Raw genomic sequence first — 15,910 nt, 5'->3', positions numbered from 1 at the left:
GTGCGCGCCGCAGGTCGTGGAGGGGGCTCAGCGCGGGCTCAGCGCTTCTCGTAGGGGTTCGCGGGCTGCTCCACCCGCCGTACGTCCGTCGCGTCGAGGGCCGGTGGCCAGGCGGCGTCCGAGCCGAGTCCGCCCCGCGGGTACCAGGTGCCGGTGACCGTGACCCAGGTGTCGGCGGGCGGCGCGCCGGCCCCCCGGACCTCGGCCCGGCCGGCGGTGGCGTCGGCGGCACAGCAGGAGACCTGGAGCCGGGTGACGTACCACGTGCCGTCGTCGCCGTGGGTGACGAAGCCGGTCAGGCGGACGGTACGGCCGGTCAGGGACCGTTCGCTGTCGTAGACCGCGCGGGAACCGAACTCCGCGAGGGTCAGCTCCACCGGGTCGCCGGGCGGCAGCGCGGGGAAGGTGCCGACGCCCTGGGCCGCACGCTGCGCCGCCTCGCGTTCGGCGCTGTAGGAACCGAGCGCGGGGGGCGGGAACAGCAGCAGGGCCAGGGCGGGCAGGGTGAGGAGCCAGGCGACGCGGGGGCCGACGGGGCCGTGGCCGTGGGCGTGGGCGTCCGCCTCCCGGTCCTCCTGCTCGTCACCGCGCCGGGCGAGGACGGTCGCCGCCGCGAGCAGCACCAGCGCCGCGCCGGACGCGATCAGGTACGGCCGCAGCCCCGGCTGCACGTACCGCAGGTAGAGGTCGCCGAAGAGCGAGATGCGCAGCACCGCCGCGCCGGTCAGCGCGAGCAGGACCGCCGGCCCGTACCGCCTCACAGCAGCCACCACCCCACCAGCACACTGCTCGCCACGGCCACCACCCAGGTCACCGACGCGAACCGCACCGCGAAGGCCCGGCCGAAGGTACCGGTCTGCAACGCGATCAGCTTGAGGTCGACCATCGGCCCCACCACCATGAACGCCAGCCGCGCGGTCGGCGAGAACCCGCTCAGCGACGCGGCGACGAAGGCGTCCGCCTCGCTGCACACGCACAGCACCACCGCGAGGACCGCGAGCAGCAGCACGGACAGCCACGGCGAGTCGGTGAAGACATCCAGCACGGACCGGGGCACGGCGACGTTGAAGGCGGCAGCCGCGCCGGCGCCGACGACCAGGAAGCCGCCCGCGTGCAGGAAGTCGTGCCGCAGTCCGGAGACGAAGCCGGTCCAGCCGTACGACGACGCTCCCGGGTCCGTACGGGTCTTCGGCAGCCGCAGCCACTCGTCCTTCCCGAACCGGACCCACAGCCAGCCCATCACCACCGCCGCCGTGAGGGAGGCGGCCAGGCGGGCCGCGACCATGGCGGGCTGTCCGGGGAACGCCATCGACGTGGCCACCAGCACCACCGGGTTGATCGCGGGCGCCGACAGGAGGAACGCGAGGGCCGCCGCCGGGGCGACGCCGCGCCGTATCAGGCTCCCGGCCACGGGCACCGACGCGCACTCGCAGCCGGGCAGCACCACCCCGGCCGCGCCCGCGACGGGCACGGCGAGGGCCTGGTTACGGGGCAGGAGACGGCTGAGAACGCGCTCCGGCACGAACGCCCCGATCGCCGCCGAGACGACCGTGCCCAGCAGCAGGAACGGCACGCCCTGGACGACGACGGCGGTGAACACCGTCCACCAGGCCGCCACCGCGGGCGTGTAGAGGTCGAGCGCCACGGTCGGACCCAGTACCGAGGCCACGGTCGCGATGGCGAGCAGCGCGGTCCCGCCGAGCACGGCGTACACCAGCGCGCGCACGGCGAGCCGCAGCACGTCGAGCACCGCCCGCCCGGTCACCGCCCGCCCGGTCACCGCCCGGTCGGTCACCGCCCGGTCGGTCACTGTCGGCTGGTCGTCCACGTGTTCCGTCCCGCTCGTCCGTGTGCCCGGGCAATGTAACCGGTGCGGCCGTGCACCGGCCCCGGCGTCTCACAGAGGCGGCTGTGCGGGCGCCGGCCCCAGGGTGGTCGTACCGGGCGCGGTGCGGTGTCCGAGGCCGGTGCGGTAGGCGTCGAGGGCCGCCTCCACCCGGCCGGTGCGGCACAGCAGGTCGCCGAGGAGCCGGCACAGGTCGGCCAGGTCACCGGCGGCTCCGGCCCGCTCCAGCAGGCTCAGGGCGCGGACGTAGTGCTCCTCGGCGGACTCGGTGTCCCGGGCGTCCTCGGCGATGATGCCGAGCAGCCGGTGCGCGCCCGCGGCGTGCACGGCGCCGCGTTCGGAGGAGAGGTCGTCCAGCACCCCCCGCAGCAGTTCGGCGGCCTCCTCGGACTTGCCGCGCCGGTGCAGTACGTCGGCCAGCTCGACGGCGACCTGGCTGCTGTAGAGGGCGGCGCGGTTGACGGACAGCATGCCGAGGGCCTCCCGCATCTCCTCCTCGGCGCGCGGGAGTTCGCCGTTCTGGGCGCACACGTAGCCGCGCATCCAGTGGCAGTTGGCCAGCTCGGTACGGAGTTGCAGCGTGCGGTACAGCTCGGCGGCCTTGGCCAGCGAGGCGTCGGCCTCGGCCAGGCGGCCCTCGGCGAGCAGGGTACGGGCGACGGAGCGGTGCATACGGGCCACCAGCGCGGGGTCGCCGACGCTGGGCGCGAGGGAGAGGGCGAGTTCGGCGGCCTGGGCGGCGCGCGCGTGGGCGCCCATGTCCATGTAGGGGCCGATGGCGCTGGCGTAGAGCAGCAGCAGCGCGTCGGGGTCGTGCAGGCCGCCGCGGTTCAGCTCGTCGAGGGTCGACTCGAGGAGGTAGACGGCGTACCGGAGTTCACCGGCGAGGTAGTGCGCGACGGCGCGTCCGCGCAGGGCGGGGACGCGGGCCGGCAGTGGGGCACCGGAGTCGGCGAGGCACTCCTCGGCCTGTTCGAAGTACCGGCGCCCGGTGACGAGTTCGCCGGTCTCCACGGCGCACTCCCCGAGCCCGAGCAGCGCGGCGGCCCGCTCCTCGGGCAGCTCGTGGGTCTCGGCCTCGGCGAGCAGTCCGGCGTACTGCCCGGCCGCCCGTTCGGCGCCGTCGGTGGCGAGCGTGCGCTGCGCCTCGGTGAGCCTGAGCCGCAGATCGGTGGCGAGCCGCGCCGGGCGCCCGGTGACCAGCTCCTCGTAGCCGACGCCGAGCCGCTCGGCGAGATGCCGCAGCGCCTCGTCGGAGGGGCGGACGCGGCCGGCCTCCAGGGTGGAGATGTAGGCGGGGGTGTACGCGGGTTCCGCGAGCTGGCGCTGGGTCATCCCGCGCTCGGCCCGCAAACGCTGCACCCGGCGGCCGATGGCCCCCCGGTCATCCCGGTCGCCCACTGCCAACTCCCCCTGTGGCTCTTGCCGTTCGCCTCCGACGGCTCTAGGTTAAACCGCGGATTAAGCACACTTAACCGCGCTCGACACAACCCCCGTACGATCCCGCAGAGGACGCCGTGCCCGGACGCACACGCACCGCCGAACGATACGCCAGAGCCCTCGCCGCCGCGGTCGCCGCAGTGGCCTGCCTGCTGCTGGCCGCGAACGCGGGCCCGACGGACACGGCCCGCCCGCCGGCGCCCGCCCCGGCGGGGGACACCACCCCGGTCACGGACTCGCTGGCCACCGTGAGCCGCTGAGACGGTCAGTCCGGCAGGGCGTCTTGCAGGGCCTCGTCCAGTCGCCGGGCCAGTTCCGCGTCACCCGGCGGATCGTCGGCGAAGAGGGCTCCCAGCTCGGTGGTGAAGGTATGGGTGAAGGCCCCGTACAGCGGGGTCCGCGGACGGTGCACCGCCCTCCCGAGCGCGGGGAGCAGGATGTCGCGGGCGTACTCCGGCCGGCCGGCCGCGTCGCGGGGCACGGTGTCGGCGCTCTCGCCGGTCGGGGCCGCCGAGGGCGTCGCGGCACCCACCGCGCACCGCACGGTGTCGTCCGTGTACGCGGAGGTGCGCGTCGCCGCGAAACCGGCGTCCAGCAGGCAGCGTTCGCTCTCCTTTCCGGTCAGGTACCGGATCAGGTCGGTCGCCTTGGTCCTCCGCTGGGACGCCGCGGTCACGGCGAGGTTCTGGCCGCCGAGCACCGCCCGGCCGGGCAGCGCGGTCACACCGAGCCGGTCGTCGTCGGGGAACGACTGGTGCAGGGCCGGATACACGTAGGGCCAGTGCCGCAGGAAGGTGGTGCGGCCGGCGGCGAAGTCGCCGAGGGAGGCCGCCTCGTCGGAGTGGAACGCGTCCGGGAGCACGTACGAGGCCTCGGTGCGGCGGCGCAGCTCGGTGATGCCCTCGGTCAGCTCCTCGACGGTGGCGTCGTAGTCGCCGTCCTCGTCCGTGAGCGTGAGGTCCGGCACGGCCGACGCGAACGCCTCCACGGCGTTGACCGTCCGGCCCTCGTACGCGGCGAGCTGGGTCGTCCAGCCCTTGTCGTAGCCGTCGGGCTTGTGGTCGCCGACGGCGGTGATCAGCTTCTTCAGCTCCGGCCAGTCCAGGCCGCCCGTCAGGTCGGTCTGCTCGACGTCCGCCTGGCTCAGGTGGTCGCGCCGGTAGTAGAGGAGGCCGACGTCGCTGTTGAAGGGAGCGGCGTACACCTCGCCGTCCCAGCGGGCGGTGCTCGCGACGGGCTCGATGACGTCGCCGTCGAGCAGCGACTTCGGCAGCGGGCTGATCAGGTCGGCGGCCGCGAACTCCGGGACCCAGGTGACGTCGAGGTTGACGACGTCGTAGGCGGCGCTGCCGGACTGGAGCGCGCCGAGCAGCTGGCTGCGCTGTTCGTCGGCGTTGCCGGGGAGTTCCACCAGCCGGGCCCGGTAACCGGTGCCGGCCTTCTCCTGCTCGGCGTTCCAGGCGTCGATGAGCCGCTGGCGGACGCCGTTCTTGCCGGTGACGTCCCGGCCGCTGGCCACCACGATGTCGCCGGGCACGTCGGCGGAGGCGGGCGCCGCGGGCCCGCTCCCGTCGCCGCCACCGCCGCACGCGGTCGGCAGGAGCAGGAACAACGCGGCCGGCAGCGCCGCGAGCCGTCGCCGGCAGTGTCCTCGCCGCGGTATCCGGCGCATCACGTCTCCCCCGTTCCGGTGCGCGCGACCTCGTCGTGCAGGGCGGCGCCGAGATCGTCGTCGGCGTCCAGGCAGCGGCCGCCACTGGCCTCGGAGACCCGGGCGTCCGGCTTCCCCGCGTCGCAGCCGCCGCCCTTCAGGGAAACCATCGCCACCGGCACCTCCCTCGCCCCCGCGAGGGCCAGCAGGTTGCCGAAGCCGTCGCCGGAGAGCCGGTCCGCGTCCTCGTCGTCGGTGACGAAGACGATCAGGCCGGGGCGCTCGTCGTCGGCCCCCCGCACCTCCATGGCGTCGAGCGCGGCCCGCAGCGCGCCGAGCGGGTCCGCCTCGGCGTCCCGTACCCCGGCCTCGCGGTCGATGGCGCGCTCGGCGTCCTTGCGGGTGTGCGGACCGAAGGACAGCAGGGTGTCGTGTGTGTCCCCGCCGGCGTCCGACACCGCCCACACGGCGTACTCGTCCCGGTCACCGAGCCCGCCCAGCGACTGCTTCAGCAGGCCGGGCCCACCGCTGGGCCCCTCCCACTGGTCGGCCATCGAGCCGGAGCTGTCGAGCAGGAAGAGCACGCGGCCGGGGCCGTTCGCGCCGCGGTAGCCCTCGAGTGACGCCTCCATCGCGTCCCGTCCGGCGGACTCGGTCAGCGGCGACGGCGCCCTCAGCACCCCTTCGGCGACCTCGTCGCGGTCCAGCAGGGCGCGGTTTCCGGTGGCCGAGCGGAAGCCGTCCCGGGCGAAGGCCGCCCGGCCGCCGGCGCCGGTGAGCCACGTCCGGAAGGCCTCCGCCTCGCGGTCGCGGTCGCCCTCGTCGCGGTCGGCGCCCTGCCAGCGGACCCGGACGAAGACGGGCTCCAGACCGGGTACGTCGCCCGGATACTGGGCCATGCGCGGGGTGCGGCGGGCGCTGTCGCAGCCGACGCCGCTCTTCAGCAGGAACTCGGGGACGAGGGCCGCGGTGCGGTTGTCGACGGCGTCGTCGTCGGGCAGCGCGCACAGCAGCTCGGCGGCGGTCGGAGCGGGCGGCCCGGGCTGGTCGACCCGGCCCTCGGCGCGGCGGGGCTCACGGGCGCCGGCCGCGCCCGGGGCGCCGTACAGGGCGATCGTGGCCAGCAGTCCGGCGTCGGTGAACTCCGGGTCAGGACGGCGCACCGCGGCGTCCGCGTGCCGGGCGCGCAGATCGTCGATCATCCGGGTGAGCGGGGGTCCGGTGCGGTCGTCGAGTCCGTCGACGGCGAGGTCCTGCGGGACCGCGAGCACGACCGGGGAGTACGCGAAGGGTTCCCGGTCGGGGTCCAGTTCGGCCACGGCGTCGGTGTCCTGCCCCGCGACGACCCGGGCGGCGTCGGCGGGGGAGCCGGGTATCCAGACGTCGGGCTGCGGACCGACGTCGCGCTGCGGGTTGGTGTCGGCCTCGCGGGGTTCCTGCCAGGCGCCGGTCTGCTTGCGCAGGGCGGTGACCGCGTCGGCGGCGCCCGCGCTGTAGACGGTGATGCCGCTGCGCCGGCAGCCGTCGCCGGTGGTGTTCGCCTCCGACGTCAGATAGGCGTCGGCGGCGGCCCGGACCGTCGGCTCCAGGTCGGGGTCGGTGAGGACCCGCAGCTCCAGGGACGGCGCGCAGGAGGAGGGGCCGTCGGCCGGCACGACGTGCCGGTAGGCGGCACCGACACCGACGGCGGCCAGGACCAGCAGCAGCACCGCGCCCCAGGCGACCAGCCGGCGCGACCGCCCGCCCCGGCCCTTCCCACCTCGCCCCTCCCCGTCCCGGCCCTTCCCGTCCCGCCCCTTCCCGTCCCGGCCTTCCGCGCCGCCCGTTCGCGTACCCGGGCTCCGGTCGCTGTTCCGGTCCGCCGGTAACGGCCCGTGGTCACGCACACGACGGCGGACCAGTGCCCGCCAGGCTCCGCCCGACCCGCCCGGCAGCCCGGCCAGAGCCGCCCGGAACCGGCGGGCGCGTCCCGGTCCGGGCGGAGGGACGGGCCGAGCGTCGGGGCCAGGACCGGACGGAGGCCCCGGCTCGGGGGCAGGCGGTGGTGCGGGCTGAGGTGTGGGCTCGGGGGCGGGCTGAGGTGTGGGCTCGGGGGCGGGCGGAGGTGTGGGCTCGGGGGCGGGCGGAGGTGCGGGGTCGGGGGCGGGCGGAGGTGCGGGCGGGCCTCCGGTCGCCCCTGCCCGTGCGGCGAGGAGTACGTCCACCCCTGGCTCGGCGCGACTCTCCGGCTCCCAGACATCACCGCGCACCGTCCGGTGACCCGCCGCGGACATCCGGGACCGCAGGGCGTGCACCAGCGCGCGGAACGACACGTCGCCGTCCGCCTCCAGCAAATCCGCGAGTTCGGCGGTGAACGGCGTCGGGGTGTCGGGACCGCCCGCGTCGATGCGGTGGTTGGCCTGCACGCTCATCAACAGCAGCAGCCGCCGTTTGTCGCGGGGCTCCGGGCGGATCCAGGCGGCGTTGCCGGCGAAGCAGCAGTCGAGGACGACCACGATCCGCCGGGCCGGACTGGCGGCGAGCATCGCCTGCGCGACGCTGAACAGCACCGCGCCGGGGAACACCGCGTGCCCGCCCGCGACCACGCGTGCCTTGCGCATCTGCAGGAACAGCTCGTCGCCCGCGTTCGGGATCGCCCCGTGCCCGGCGAAGTACAGCAGCAGGACGCCGTCGGCCTCATTGGCGGCCTTCCACAGCTCCTGGTCGAAGGTGCCCTGGTCGGGAGAGCGGCACACCGTGATCTCCCGCTCACCGAACACACCGCCGTGCCGAAGCGCCTCCTCCAGCCGGTTCAGGTTGTGCTTGACCGCCGGAAGGTCGCCGGGCACGCCGTCCGGCGGCTTCGTGTTGTCGTACTCGGACACTCCGACCAGCAGCGCCCGGTTCGCCTTCCCCCGCGGGTCGTAACCGGTCACCGGCCGCCTACCTGTCGTCGGGTCGCACCGGCTCGACGCGCACCGGGGGCGGCTCGCCGTCCTCCACCGCACGGCGGTTGGCCCGCCAGGCCTCCACGGACCGCCGGACCTGGTCCACCACTGACTGGAACATCGCGCCCGCGGCGCCCCCGATCACCGCCACGACGATGTCCATGCCGGTGCCCATCGGGGCGCCGGCCTCGTCGGTCCGGCTGTGTTCGTCGATGCGGAGCTGGTCGGTCCGCACCAGGTCGGCCAGCGGTTTCTCCCGTTCCAGCCATTTGTGCAGGGCGTCGACGTCACTCTCGCTCGCGGCCCCGTCCAGCCGGATCCGGATACCGCGCGTCACCACTCCATCCCCCTCAGCCATAACTCACCATCATGGCACCGCTGTTGCGCACAGGCGAGGGTTCGTACGCCGCCGCCCTGACGCGCACGCGGGCGCGCACGCCGCCCGGGAACCGCCCGGCGGACCTCAGCCCTGGGTCTGCAAGCGGCTCAGCTCACGCTGCACGTGGTCCAGCGCGCCCTCGCGCCGCCCCGGCACCCGGCCCCGCAGCGCGGCGAGCGCCCCGCCCAGCTCCCGGGCCCGCCCGGCGTCACGCACCTGCCCCCACTGATGGTGGGCCCGGTCCACGGCCGCCTCCACCGCGGGCGCCTGGGGCGGCTGGCCGGCGCCCAGCCGAACCTCGGCCACCGTCAGCCAGGCCCGGCAGCTGCGCACCGGATCCCCCGCGAACATCGCGAGGTCGGCGCGGACCTCCGCCCAGTGCAGCGCGTCCTCGGAGGCGGGCCCGTGTGTCTGGGCGGCGGCCCGCTCGTGCCGGGCGGCGAGCGCGTCGGCGTCCACGTGCCGTCCGGAGCGCACGGCGGCGGCGATGACGGCGTGCGGGTCGCCGGCCTCCGGCCCCGACGCCGTCAGCACCAGGTCCGCACCGGCCGCCGCCGCACCGCTGCCCGCGCCCGCGCCCGCGCCCACGCCCTCGGCCGCGGCACGGGCCAGCGCCTGCTGGTGCAGCTCGTCCGGCGACGGCCGGTGCCCGCTGCGCAGGATCGTGGCGACGGCACGCATGTACGAGGGTGACGCCACGGTCCGCCGCGCGGGCGGCGGCGCGATGCGACCGTAAACGGCGTTGTTGCGCCCGGAGTCCAGCGGGTTGGCCCGCAGCCACTGCCAGGTCTCCTGGTCGGCGTGCAGGTCGAGCAGCAGCGTCGTCGCACCGCTCGGCCGCAGCCGCAGTTCCTCGCGGATCCAGTGCCAGGGCAGGGCGGTGTAGCGCACCGTCGCCGGTGTCGTACGGGCCAGCGCCAGGTGCGGCAGGCGCTGGCGCCGGTCCAGCTGGAGCTGGCCGGCGACGTACACGGTCAGTGGTCCGGGGGCCGCGGCGGCGGCGCGCAGCCGGGTGAGGACGGCCTGCGGCTCCAGCGGGTCGGCGAGCTCGACGACGTTCGCGGTGTCGGTGCCGGAGAGTACCGGGGGCGGCACGGCCGCGAGCACGGGAAGTACGGAGGCGGCGTCCACCAGGCACCCCCTGCCCACCGGCGACGCCGCGAGCAGCAGCACGGTTCCTGGCATGTCCCCTCCCCCTGTCGATCACGTACGGCAGCACCGTAACCGCTGCGGCTGCAAAGCGGGGCATCTAGGGCCACTCCGGGGGCCGTCCCGTCCGCCGTACCGCGAAGACGGTGGTGTCGTCGGACAGCCGCCCCCGGCAGTGCCGCAGCGTGCCGTCCCGGACGAACGCCACCAGCCTCGGCGGCGCCGCGTTCGACGGGTCGGCGGCGACCGCGCGGGCGACTTCCTCGGCGTGCCGGTAGAAGCGTCCCTCGGGATCACGGGCCTCGGTCACCCCGTCGGTGACCGCCAGGAGCGTCTCGTCGGCGGCGAGGTCCAGCCGGCGCACCGACACCGCCGGGCCGGGTGTCAGGTCGCCCATGCCCAGCGGCAGCCCGCCGGCGTCCGTCAGGGGCCGCACGCCTTCGGGACCGACCGCCAGCGGGGGATCGTGACCGAAGAGGACTGCGTCCACGGCGTCGGGCAGGTCGTCCGAGAAGCCGATCAGCACAGCGGTGGCGAAACGGTCGCCGTCGGCGTAGCCGAGGGCCGCGGTGTGCGCGCGGTGGCGCCGCATGCGGGTCTCCAGGCGCTCGGCGACCGTCGCGAGGTCCCGCTCGTGGTAGGCGGCCTCGCGGAAGGTGCCGAGCAGCGCGGCGGCCGTGTCCACCGCGCCCAGACCCTTGCCCTGCACGTCGCCGACGAGCACGCGGGTGCCGTGCGGGCCGGGCTGGATGTCGTAGAAGTCGCCGCCGACGCGGGCCTCGGTGTCCGAGGAGAGGTAGGCGGCGGCATGGTCGAGACCGCCGAAACCCGCGGGGAGCGGGCGCAGCACGGTGCGGCGGGTGGTCTCGGCGATGTCCCGCATGTGCAGCATGCGCTGCTCGCCGCCGACCCGGAGCACGGCGGCCACCACGGCGATCGATCCGCCGAGAGCGACGAGGACCAGGCCGGGCAGCCCGGTCTCCTCGCGGTGCTGCCAGACGGTGTCGGCGAACACGTAGACGACGAGGGCGACCACCGCGTACGCGGCCGTGGACCACACCCCGCAGATCGCGGCGGCGATGCCGGGCACGAGCACGGTCCAGGAGATGATCTCGAACGCGCCGGTCGTGATGTCCGCCGCGGCGATACCGATCAGCATGAGCAACGGGAACAGCCAGGCCACACTGTGCCCGCGGACACTGAGCAGTTCGTGCCGGGACACGGCGTCGCCCCGGCCGGCGGCCTGGACGAGCCGGCCGAACAGCCGCCACCGGCCGCGCACCGGCCTGCGGTCGCGACTCCTCACGCGGCTCAGCGAAACACGCGCCCCCGCGGCCCGCATCCTGACTTGCCGGCCGGCCCTCCCAGGTGTGCCCTGGTAGACGGGGGCGAGGCGAGAGGAGTGCTCTCATGGCTCACGCGGTACCGGCACGCGGAGAATCCACCGGAACGGGCACGCGCCGTCGTACGACGACGCCCGACGTGCCCGACGTCTTCGGCGAGCGGACCCACAAGGTGGCGAAGTGGGCGGTGCCCGTCGCGATCGGGCTGGTCTACGGCTACTGGGCCGCGTCCATCAACCGTCACGGCGGCCCCATCACCGGCTGGAACCTGCTGTTCGGCTTCCTGACCGTGCTCGCGTTCGTCGTGCTCTTCGCCGTGGTCCGGGCAGTGGCCCAGCGGCTGCCGCGCGAGGGCCACGCGGTCCTGTGGGGCGCGTTCGCGGGCAGCGCGCTCGGGTTCCTGTACGCACAGAGCGGCGTGGCCGTGTTCACGTGCGTCGTCGTGTCGCTGCTGCTCGCGGCGGCGGTGTTCGCCACGTTGTTCTACCGCTATTACACCCACGAGGACTCGAGGGGGCGTCCAGCCACCTGATGGTCGAGCCACCGGACGGTCGTCCAGTCACCTGACGGTCGTCCAGTCACCTGACGGGTGGGCGCTCAGTCACCTGACGGGTGGCACTCGGCCGTGGCCCCGCGGCGCTCCGGTGCGCGTGAGGCGCCCGTTCGGCTCGTCGTAGGGGGCCATATGCAGTCACGCCGGTCGCCCGGGCCGCTCCCCGGGCCTTGCCTGGAAGCGTGTCCCCACGTCTTCGGAACGCCCTGTCGGCCGCCCTGATCGCCCTCGCCTGCCTGCTCGCGCCGTGCGGCACGCTGGCGGGCTGGGCGGTGTACGGGCCGGCCGACACCGGGCGGTACGTCGCCGCCATGGCGCCGCTCGCGGACGACCCGGACGTACGGGACGCGGTCGCCGACACGGTGGGCGGGACGGTGGGCGACGGTGTCCTGGACGAGGTCGCGGCCGGGCCCATGAACGGCGCCGTGCGGCTCTTCGCGCAGGACGCGGCACGGTCGTTCACCCGGACCGAGGCCTTCCGTGAGGGCTGGGACGCGGCCAACCTCACCGTCCACGGCGCCGTACTGCGCGCCCTGCGGGACGAACGCTCACGCGGACGCGCGGTCACCGTCGACCTCGCCCCCGTCACCGCCCGGGTCAAGGAACGGCTCACCGAGGACAACGTGCCGTTCGCGCGGCGCATCCCGATCCGGCACACCGCGGTGACCGTACTCCCGGCCCACGAGGTGGACCGGCTCAGGAAGGGCTACCACGTGCTCGACGTCGCCGCCTTGTGGCTGCCGCTCGCTGCCGTCGTCTTCGCGGTCACCGGCATCGCCGTCGCCGCCTGCCGCCGGCGCGCGGTCACGGCCGCCGGGATCGGCACCGCCCTCGGCGGGGCGCTGCTCGCCCTCGCCGTCGTGGTCGGCCGACGGCTCACCGTCACCGAACTCCCCGGCGCAGTGGACGGCGCGGTCGACGGACCGGCCGCGGGCGCCGTCTACGACGCCCTCACCGAGACCCTGCGCACGGCCTCCTGGCTCCTCGTCGCCCTCGGTCTCACGGTCGCCCTGGCCTCCTGGCTCACGGGCCGGTACGGACATCTGCTGCGCCGGCGCCGGGCGTCCGCGGGGGCCGCCGTCGACCCGGCGCCGCCCCGGCGGTCGCGGGCCGGGCTCTGAGCCGTCCGACGCGGGGGACCCGGCCGAGGCCTCCGACTGGACTGCCTGGCCGCCCCGCCCGGCCGGAGGAGTTCAACCGGCACATCGTGGGGCGCATCGAGGTGGTCCGGGAGTTCCACGCGCGGGCGTAGCGGGCCGGGACCGGACGCCGGACGCAACTTTCCGCTCCCGGCGCCCGTCTATGAGAGAGCGTCCGGCAGCGCGGAGGCAGGCAGCACACGCACGCACAGCACACGTACGCACAGCACACGGGCAGGCAGCGCACGGGCAGGGCAGCGCACCGAGAGCGGAAGGCCGGGACTTGGACACCGACACGGCGACCGGTGAGTGGACGGACTCCCGCGAGCGGCCGGCGGACCGCCGCGCCGGGCGGCGGCTCGGGGCCTGGGGCGCGGGGCTGCTGTTCGCCGGAGTGAGCGTGGTCGTCGGCTGCCGCGTCGCCGACAGCGACGGCGTCACACCCGTTCCGCAGCTGCTCGCCTTCCTGCCCTGGCTGCTGGTGCCGACCGGCGCCGGTCTGCTGCTGACGCTGCTCGCCCGGTGGTGGACCGGCGCGGTGTGGGGGGTCGCGCTGCTCGGGCTGCTGGCGTGGTTCACCGAGCCGTACGGCAAGACGGGCGACCCCGTCGGGCTGCCCGTCGCCGAGCTGCGGGTGCTGACCTCGAACGTCGAGTTCGGACAGGGCACCGATGAGCTGATCTCCGCGGTGCGGCGAGAAAAGCCCGACCTCGTATTCGTGCAGGAGTGCGAATACGCGTGCGACGCGGCGCTACGGCGCGACCTCGCCGCCGCCTATCCCCACCGGCAGGCCGTCGAGGGCGGCGGTTCCGAGGGGTCCGTCATCCTGAGCACCTTCCCGCTCAAGGCCACCCCCGGCGTCCCCGGCACCATGGGCATGCCCGGCGCCGTCGCCGACGTACGCGGCCACGCCGTACGCCTCCAGCTCGCCCACCCGATGCCGCCGCTGCCGGACCAGGTCGGCCTGTGGCGCGCGGAGCTGGGCGCCCTGCGCGACGTCGCCGCCGAGGCCGAGGGCAGCGGGACCCCCACCGTCCTCGCCGGCGACTTCAACGCCTCCCAGGACCACGCCGCCTTCCGCCGCGTCCTCGACACGGGGCTGCGCGACGCGGCCCGGCTGGCCGGGGCCGACCGGACGGTCACCTGGCCGGCCCGGACCGCCCCGGCGTTCGGCGTGCAGATCGACCACGTCCTGGTGTCGGAGGACTTCACCGCCCACCGTGCCCGGTTCCTGGATCTGGCGGACACCGACCACCGCGCTCTGGTCGTCGACCTCACGCTGCACGAGGCCGGCTGACACCGGCCCCGCTCGGGGTCGCTCAGAAGGGGTGCTCAGACGCCGATGTCGCCGCCGTCCGCGCGCCACACCGCCACGACCGCCGGACGCACGTACGTCCCGGGCCCGTCGGGCCAGGTGCTGGCCGGCTCCGCCACGGAGGCGCCGTCGACCTCGCCCGGGTGCTGCACGGCGACCAGCACCCGCCGGTCCTGGATGATCGGCCCGCAGGTCTCCGCACCGGTCGGCACGGTCAGGAACTGCTTCAGCTCCCCGCGCCGGTCACCCTTCGTCGCGACACCGAAGAGGCCGTCGTGGCTGCCGAGCGCGTTGCCGTCGGTGGACAGCCACAGGTTGCCGTGGTCGTCGAAGGCGACGTTGTCGGGGCAGGAGATCGGGCTGACCCGGTCCTTCGGGAAGCCCGCGAAGTAGGTCGCCGGGTCCTCCGGGTCCCCGGCCACCAGGAACAGCGACCAGGCGAACGTGGTGGCGTCGGCCCGGTTCCAGCGCTCGGTCAGCTCCAGGACGTGGCCGTGCTTGTTGGCGTTGCGCGGGTTGGCCTCGTCCGGACCGGCGTAACCGGCCTTGCCGCGGTTGGAGTTGTTGGTGAGGGCGACGTACACCTTGCCGGTCGTCGGCGAGGGCTCGATGTCCTCGGGCCGGTCCATCTTCGTGGCGCCGGCCTTGTCACCCGCGAGCCGCGTGAACACGCACACTTCCTCGGCGCTCATGCCCTCGACGTGCGAGACGGCGCCGTGCTCGGTGGCGGTGACCAGCGGGATCCAGCGGCCGCTGCCGTCGAACTCGCCGTCGCCGGGCAGCGTGCCCGTGCCGTCGATCTCGATCGCCGGGGAGTCGCCGCCGAGCTTGGCGACGTAGAGGGTGCCCTCGTCGAGCAGCGACAGGTTGTGCTCGCGCGCCCAGCGGCTGCTGCCGTGCCGCATCCGCTTGCTGCCGACGAACTTGTAGAAGTAGTCGAACCGCTCGTCGTCGCCGGTGTACACGACCGGGCGTCCGTCGTGGGTCAGCCGCACGGTCGCGGCCTCGTGCTTGAAGCGGCCGAGCAGGCTGTGCTTGCGTGGCGTGGAGTCCGGGTCGTACGGGTCCAGCTCGACGACGTACCCGAAGCGGTGCACCTCGTTCGGCTCCTGGGCGACGTCGAAGCGCTTGTCGAACCGCTCCCACTTGCGCTCGGTGGCGCCGGTGCCGATGCCGTACCGCTTGTCCGTCGCCCGGCCGCCGTTGGCGAAGTACTGGTTGAAGTTCTCCTCGCCGTGCAGCGTCGTGCCCCACGGGGTGGTGCCGCCGGAGCAGTTGTTCAGGGTGCCGAGGACCTTGCGGCCGGTCCGGTCGGCGGAGGTCCTCACCAGGTCGGAACCGGCGGCGGGCCCGGTCAGCCGGAACTCGGTCGTCGCGGTGACGCGCCGGTTCAGGCGGTGCCGCGTGACGGGCGTCAGCTTCCCGCTCCGGCGCTCCTCCTCCACCACCACGGCGGACAGGCCGTGCGCCGCCCAGGCGATCTCGACCTGCTCCCGGGTCGGGTTCTCGGGGTCGTAGTCGCGGAACATGAGCACCTCGTCGGTGTACTCGTGGTTGGCGACGAGTACCTGCCGGCCGTGCTCACCGCGCAGCGGCAGCAGCGCGAGGAAGTCGTTGTTGTAGCCGAACTGCCCGGCCTGGGCCCTGGCGGTCTGGTTCTCCGGGTCGAAGGCGGGCGCCCCGCGCAGGATGGGCTCCCCCCAGCGGATCACGACGTCCTGCCGGTACCCCTCCGGGACGGTGACGGCGTCGGCGGTGTTGGGCGCGACGGGCGTGAACCGCAGTCCGCGCGCGCCTCGCGACTTGTCCGGTTTCCCGTGTCCGTGCCCGTGTCCGTGCCCCTTCCCGGCCACCGGCGCGGCCTGCGCCGACGGCGCCCCGGCCACACCCACGGCCCCGGCACCCGCCGCGGCCACGGTGACGACGGCGGCGGCACGCATCATGGAACGGCGGCTGAGCGCGCCGGCGATGACGTCGCCGACGTACTCGTTGGAGCTGGTGTTGGGCACCTCGTGGAAGCAGGCGTCACCACACCGGAAACGGCAGGTCATGGCGGACCGGCCGCCGGGATGCGAACCGGACGGCGTTCCGATCAACGGCAGCAGCTTGCGCACTGTGTTCTCCCCTGAGAAGCCCTTGGATGCCCTTGGTGTCAGCGCGACCGTAGG

General features: G+C 74.9%; 13 protein-coding genes. 4 read left to right on the top strand and 9 right to left on the bottom strand.

Annotated features, from left to right (window positions below; translation table 11 throughout):
* Positions 1 to 38: 38 nt before the first annotated feature.
* The 3 genes from ACZ4V1_RS11885 to ACZ4V1_RS11875 form a co-directional block, all read right to left on the bottom strand.
* Positions 39 to 761, bottom strand: a complete 723-nt coding sequence (locus ACZ4V1_RS11885; protein ID WP_468333553.1) for a TIGR03943 family putative permease subunit — start codon at positions 759 to 761, stop codon at positions 39 to 41.
* Entirely contained in the window at positions 758 to 1,780 is a 1,023-nt protein-coding gene (locus ACZ4V1_RS11880) for a permease (protein WP_468333550.1), read from the bottom strand. The genes ACZ4V1_RS11885 and ACZ4V1_RS11880 overlap by 4 nt, the downstream gene beginning before the upstream one ends.
* Positions 1,781 to 1,897: 117 nt before the next feature.
* Positions 1,898 to 3,247 (bottom strand): helix-turn-helix domain-containing protein, encoded by a 1,350-nt coding sequence (locus ACZ4V1_RS11875; RefSeq protein ID WP_468333104.1) that lies wholly within the window; start codon positions 3,245 to 3,247, stop codon positions 1,898 to 1,900.
* Positions 3,248 to 3,363: 116 nt separating this feature from the next.
* On the opposite strand from ACZ4V1_RS11875, the gene ACZ4V1_RS11870 reads away from it, so the two are divergent.
* Positions 3,364 to 3,546 (top strand): hypothetical protein, encoded by a 183-nt coding sequence (locus ACZ4V1_RS11870; RefSeq protein WP_468333101.1) that lies wholly within the window; start codon positions 3,364 to 3,366, stop codon positions 3,544 to 3,546.
* A 5-nt stretch (positions 3,547 to 3,551) separates the two neighbouring features.
* Here ACZ4V1_RS11870 and ACZ4V1_RS11865 read toward each other — a convergent pair whose 3' ends face one another.
* The 5 genes from ACZ4V1_RS11865 to ACZ4V1_RS11845 all read right to left on the bottom strand — a co-directional run bounded on the left by ACZ4V1_RS11865 (position 3,552) and on the right by ACZ4V1_RS11845 (position 10,734).
* On the bottom strand, positions 3,552 to 4,958 hold the full coding sequence (locus ACZ4V1_RS11865; protein WP_468333098.1) for an extracellular solute-binding protein: 1,407 nt from the start codon (positions 4,956 to 4,958) through the stop codon (positions 3,552 to 3,554).
* Positions 4,958 to 7,852: a substrate-binding domain-containing protein gene (locus ACZ4V1_RS11860; RefSeq protein ID WP_468333095.1), complete on the bottom strand. Its 2,895-nt coding sequence runs from the start codon at positions 7,850 to 7,852 to the stop codon at positions 4,958 to 4,960. Before ACZ4V1_RS11860 ends, ACZ4V1_RS11865 begins: the two co-directional genes overlap by 1 nt.
* A 7-nt stretch (positions 7,853 to 7,859) precedes the next feature.
* Positions 7,860 to 8,222, bottom strand: a complete 363-nt coding sequence (locus tag ACZ4V1_RS11855) for a hypothetical protein (protein ID WP_468333092.1) — start codon at positions 8,220 to 8,222, stop codon at positions 7,860 to 7,862.
* A 105-nt stretch (positions 8,223 to 8,327) separates the two neighbouring features.
* Positions 8,328 to 9,428, bottom strand: a complete 1,101-nt coding sequence (locus ACZ4V1_RS11850; protein ID WP_468333089.1) for a hypothetical protein — start codon at positions 9,426 to 9,428, stop codon at positions 8,328 to 8,330.
* A gap of 64 nt (positions 9,429 to 9,492) precedes the next feature.
* Complete coding sequence (locus tag ACZ4V1_RS11845) at positions 9,493 to 10,734, bottom strand: PP2C family protein-serine/threonine phosphatase (RefSeq protein ID WP_468333086.1); 1,242 nt, start codon at positions 10,732 to 10,734, stop codon at positions 9,493 to 9,495.
* A gap of 68 nt (positions 10,735 to 10,802) precedes the next feature.
* On the opposite strand from ACZ4V1_RS11845, the gene ACZ4V1_RS11840 reads away from it, so the two are divergent.
* From ACZ4V1_RS11840 to ACZ4V1_RS11830, 3 genes are all read left to right on the top strand, one after another.
* Complete coding sequence (locus tag ACZ4V1_RS11840) at positions 10,803 to 11,267, top strand: hypothetical protein (protein ID WP_468333083.1); 465 nt, start codon at positions 10,803 to 10,805, stop codon at positions 11,265 to 11,267.
* A 203-nt stretch (positions 11,268 to 11,470) separates the two neighbouring features.
* Positions 11,471 to 12,409: a hypothetical protein gene (locus ACZ4V1_RS11835; RefSeq protein WP_468333080.1), complete on the top strand. Its 939-nt coding sequence runs from the start codon at positions 11,471 to 11,473 to the stop codon at positions 12,407 to 12,409.
* A 301-nt stretch (positions 12,410 to 12,710) separates the two neighbouring features.
* Complete coding sequence (locus tag ACZ4V1_RS11830; RefSeq protein ID WP_468333077.1) at positions 12,711 to 13,724, top strand: endonuclease/exonuclease/phosphatase family protein; 1,014 nt, start codon at positions 12,711 to 12,713, stop codon at positions 13,722 to 13,724.
* Between the two features lie 35 nt (positions 13,725 to 13,759).
* Here ACZ4V1_RS11830 and ACZ4V1_RS11825 read toward each other — a convergent pair whose 3' ends face one another.
* The gene (locus ACZ4V1_RS11825; RefSeq protein ID WP_468333074.1) at positions 13,760 to 15,856 is read right to left on the bottom strand and encodes a PhoX family protein; all 2,097 of its coding nucleotides are present in this window, start codon (positions 15,854 to 15,856) and stop codon (positions 13,760 to 13,762) included.
* Positions 15,857 to 15,910 lie beyond the last annotated feature (54 nt).

This window comes from Streptomyces sp. NPDC028991, assembly GCF_055564775.1.
This window is presented reverse-complemented; position numbering and strand designations above follow the sequence as displayed.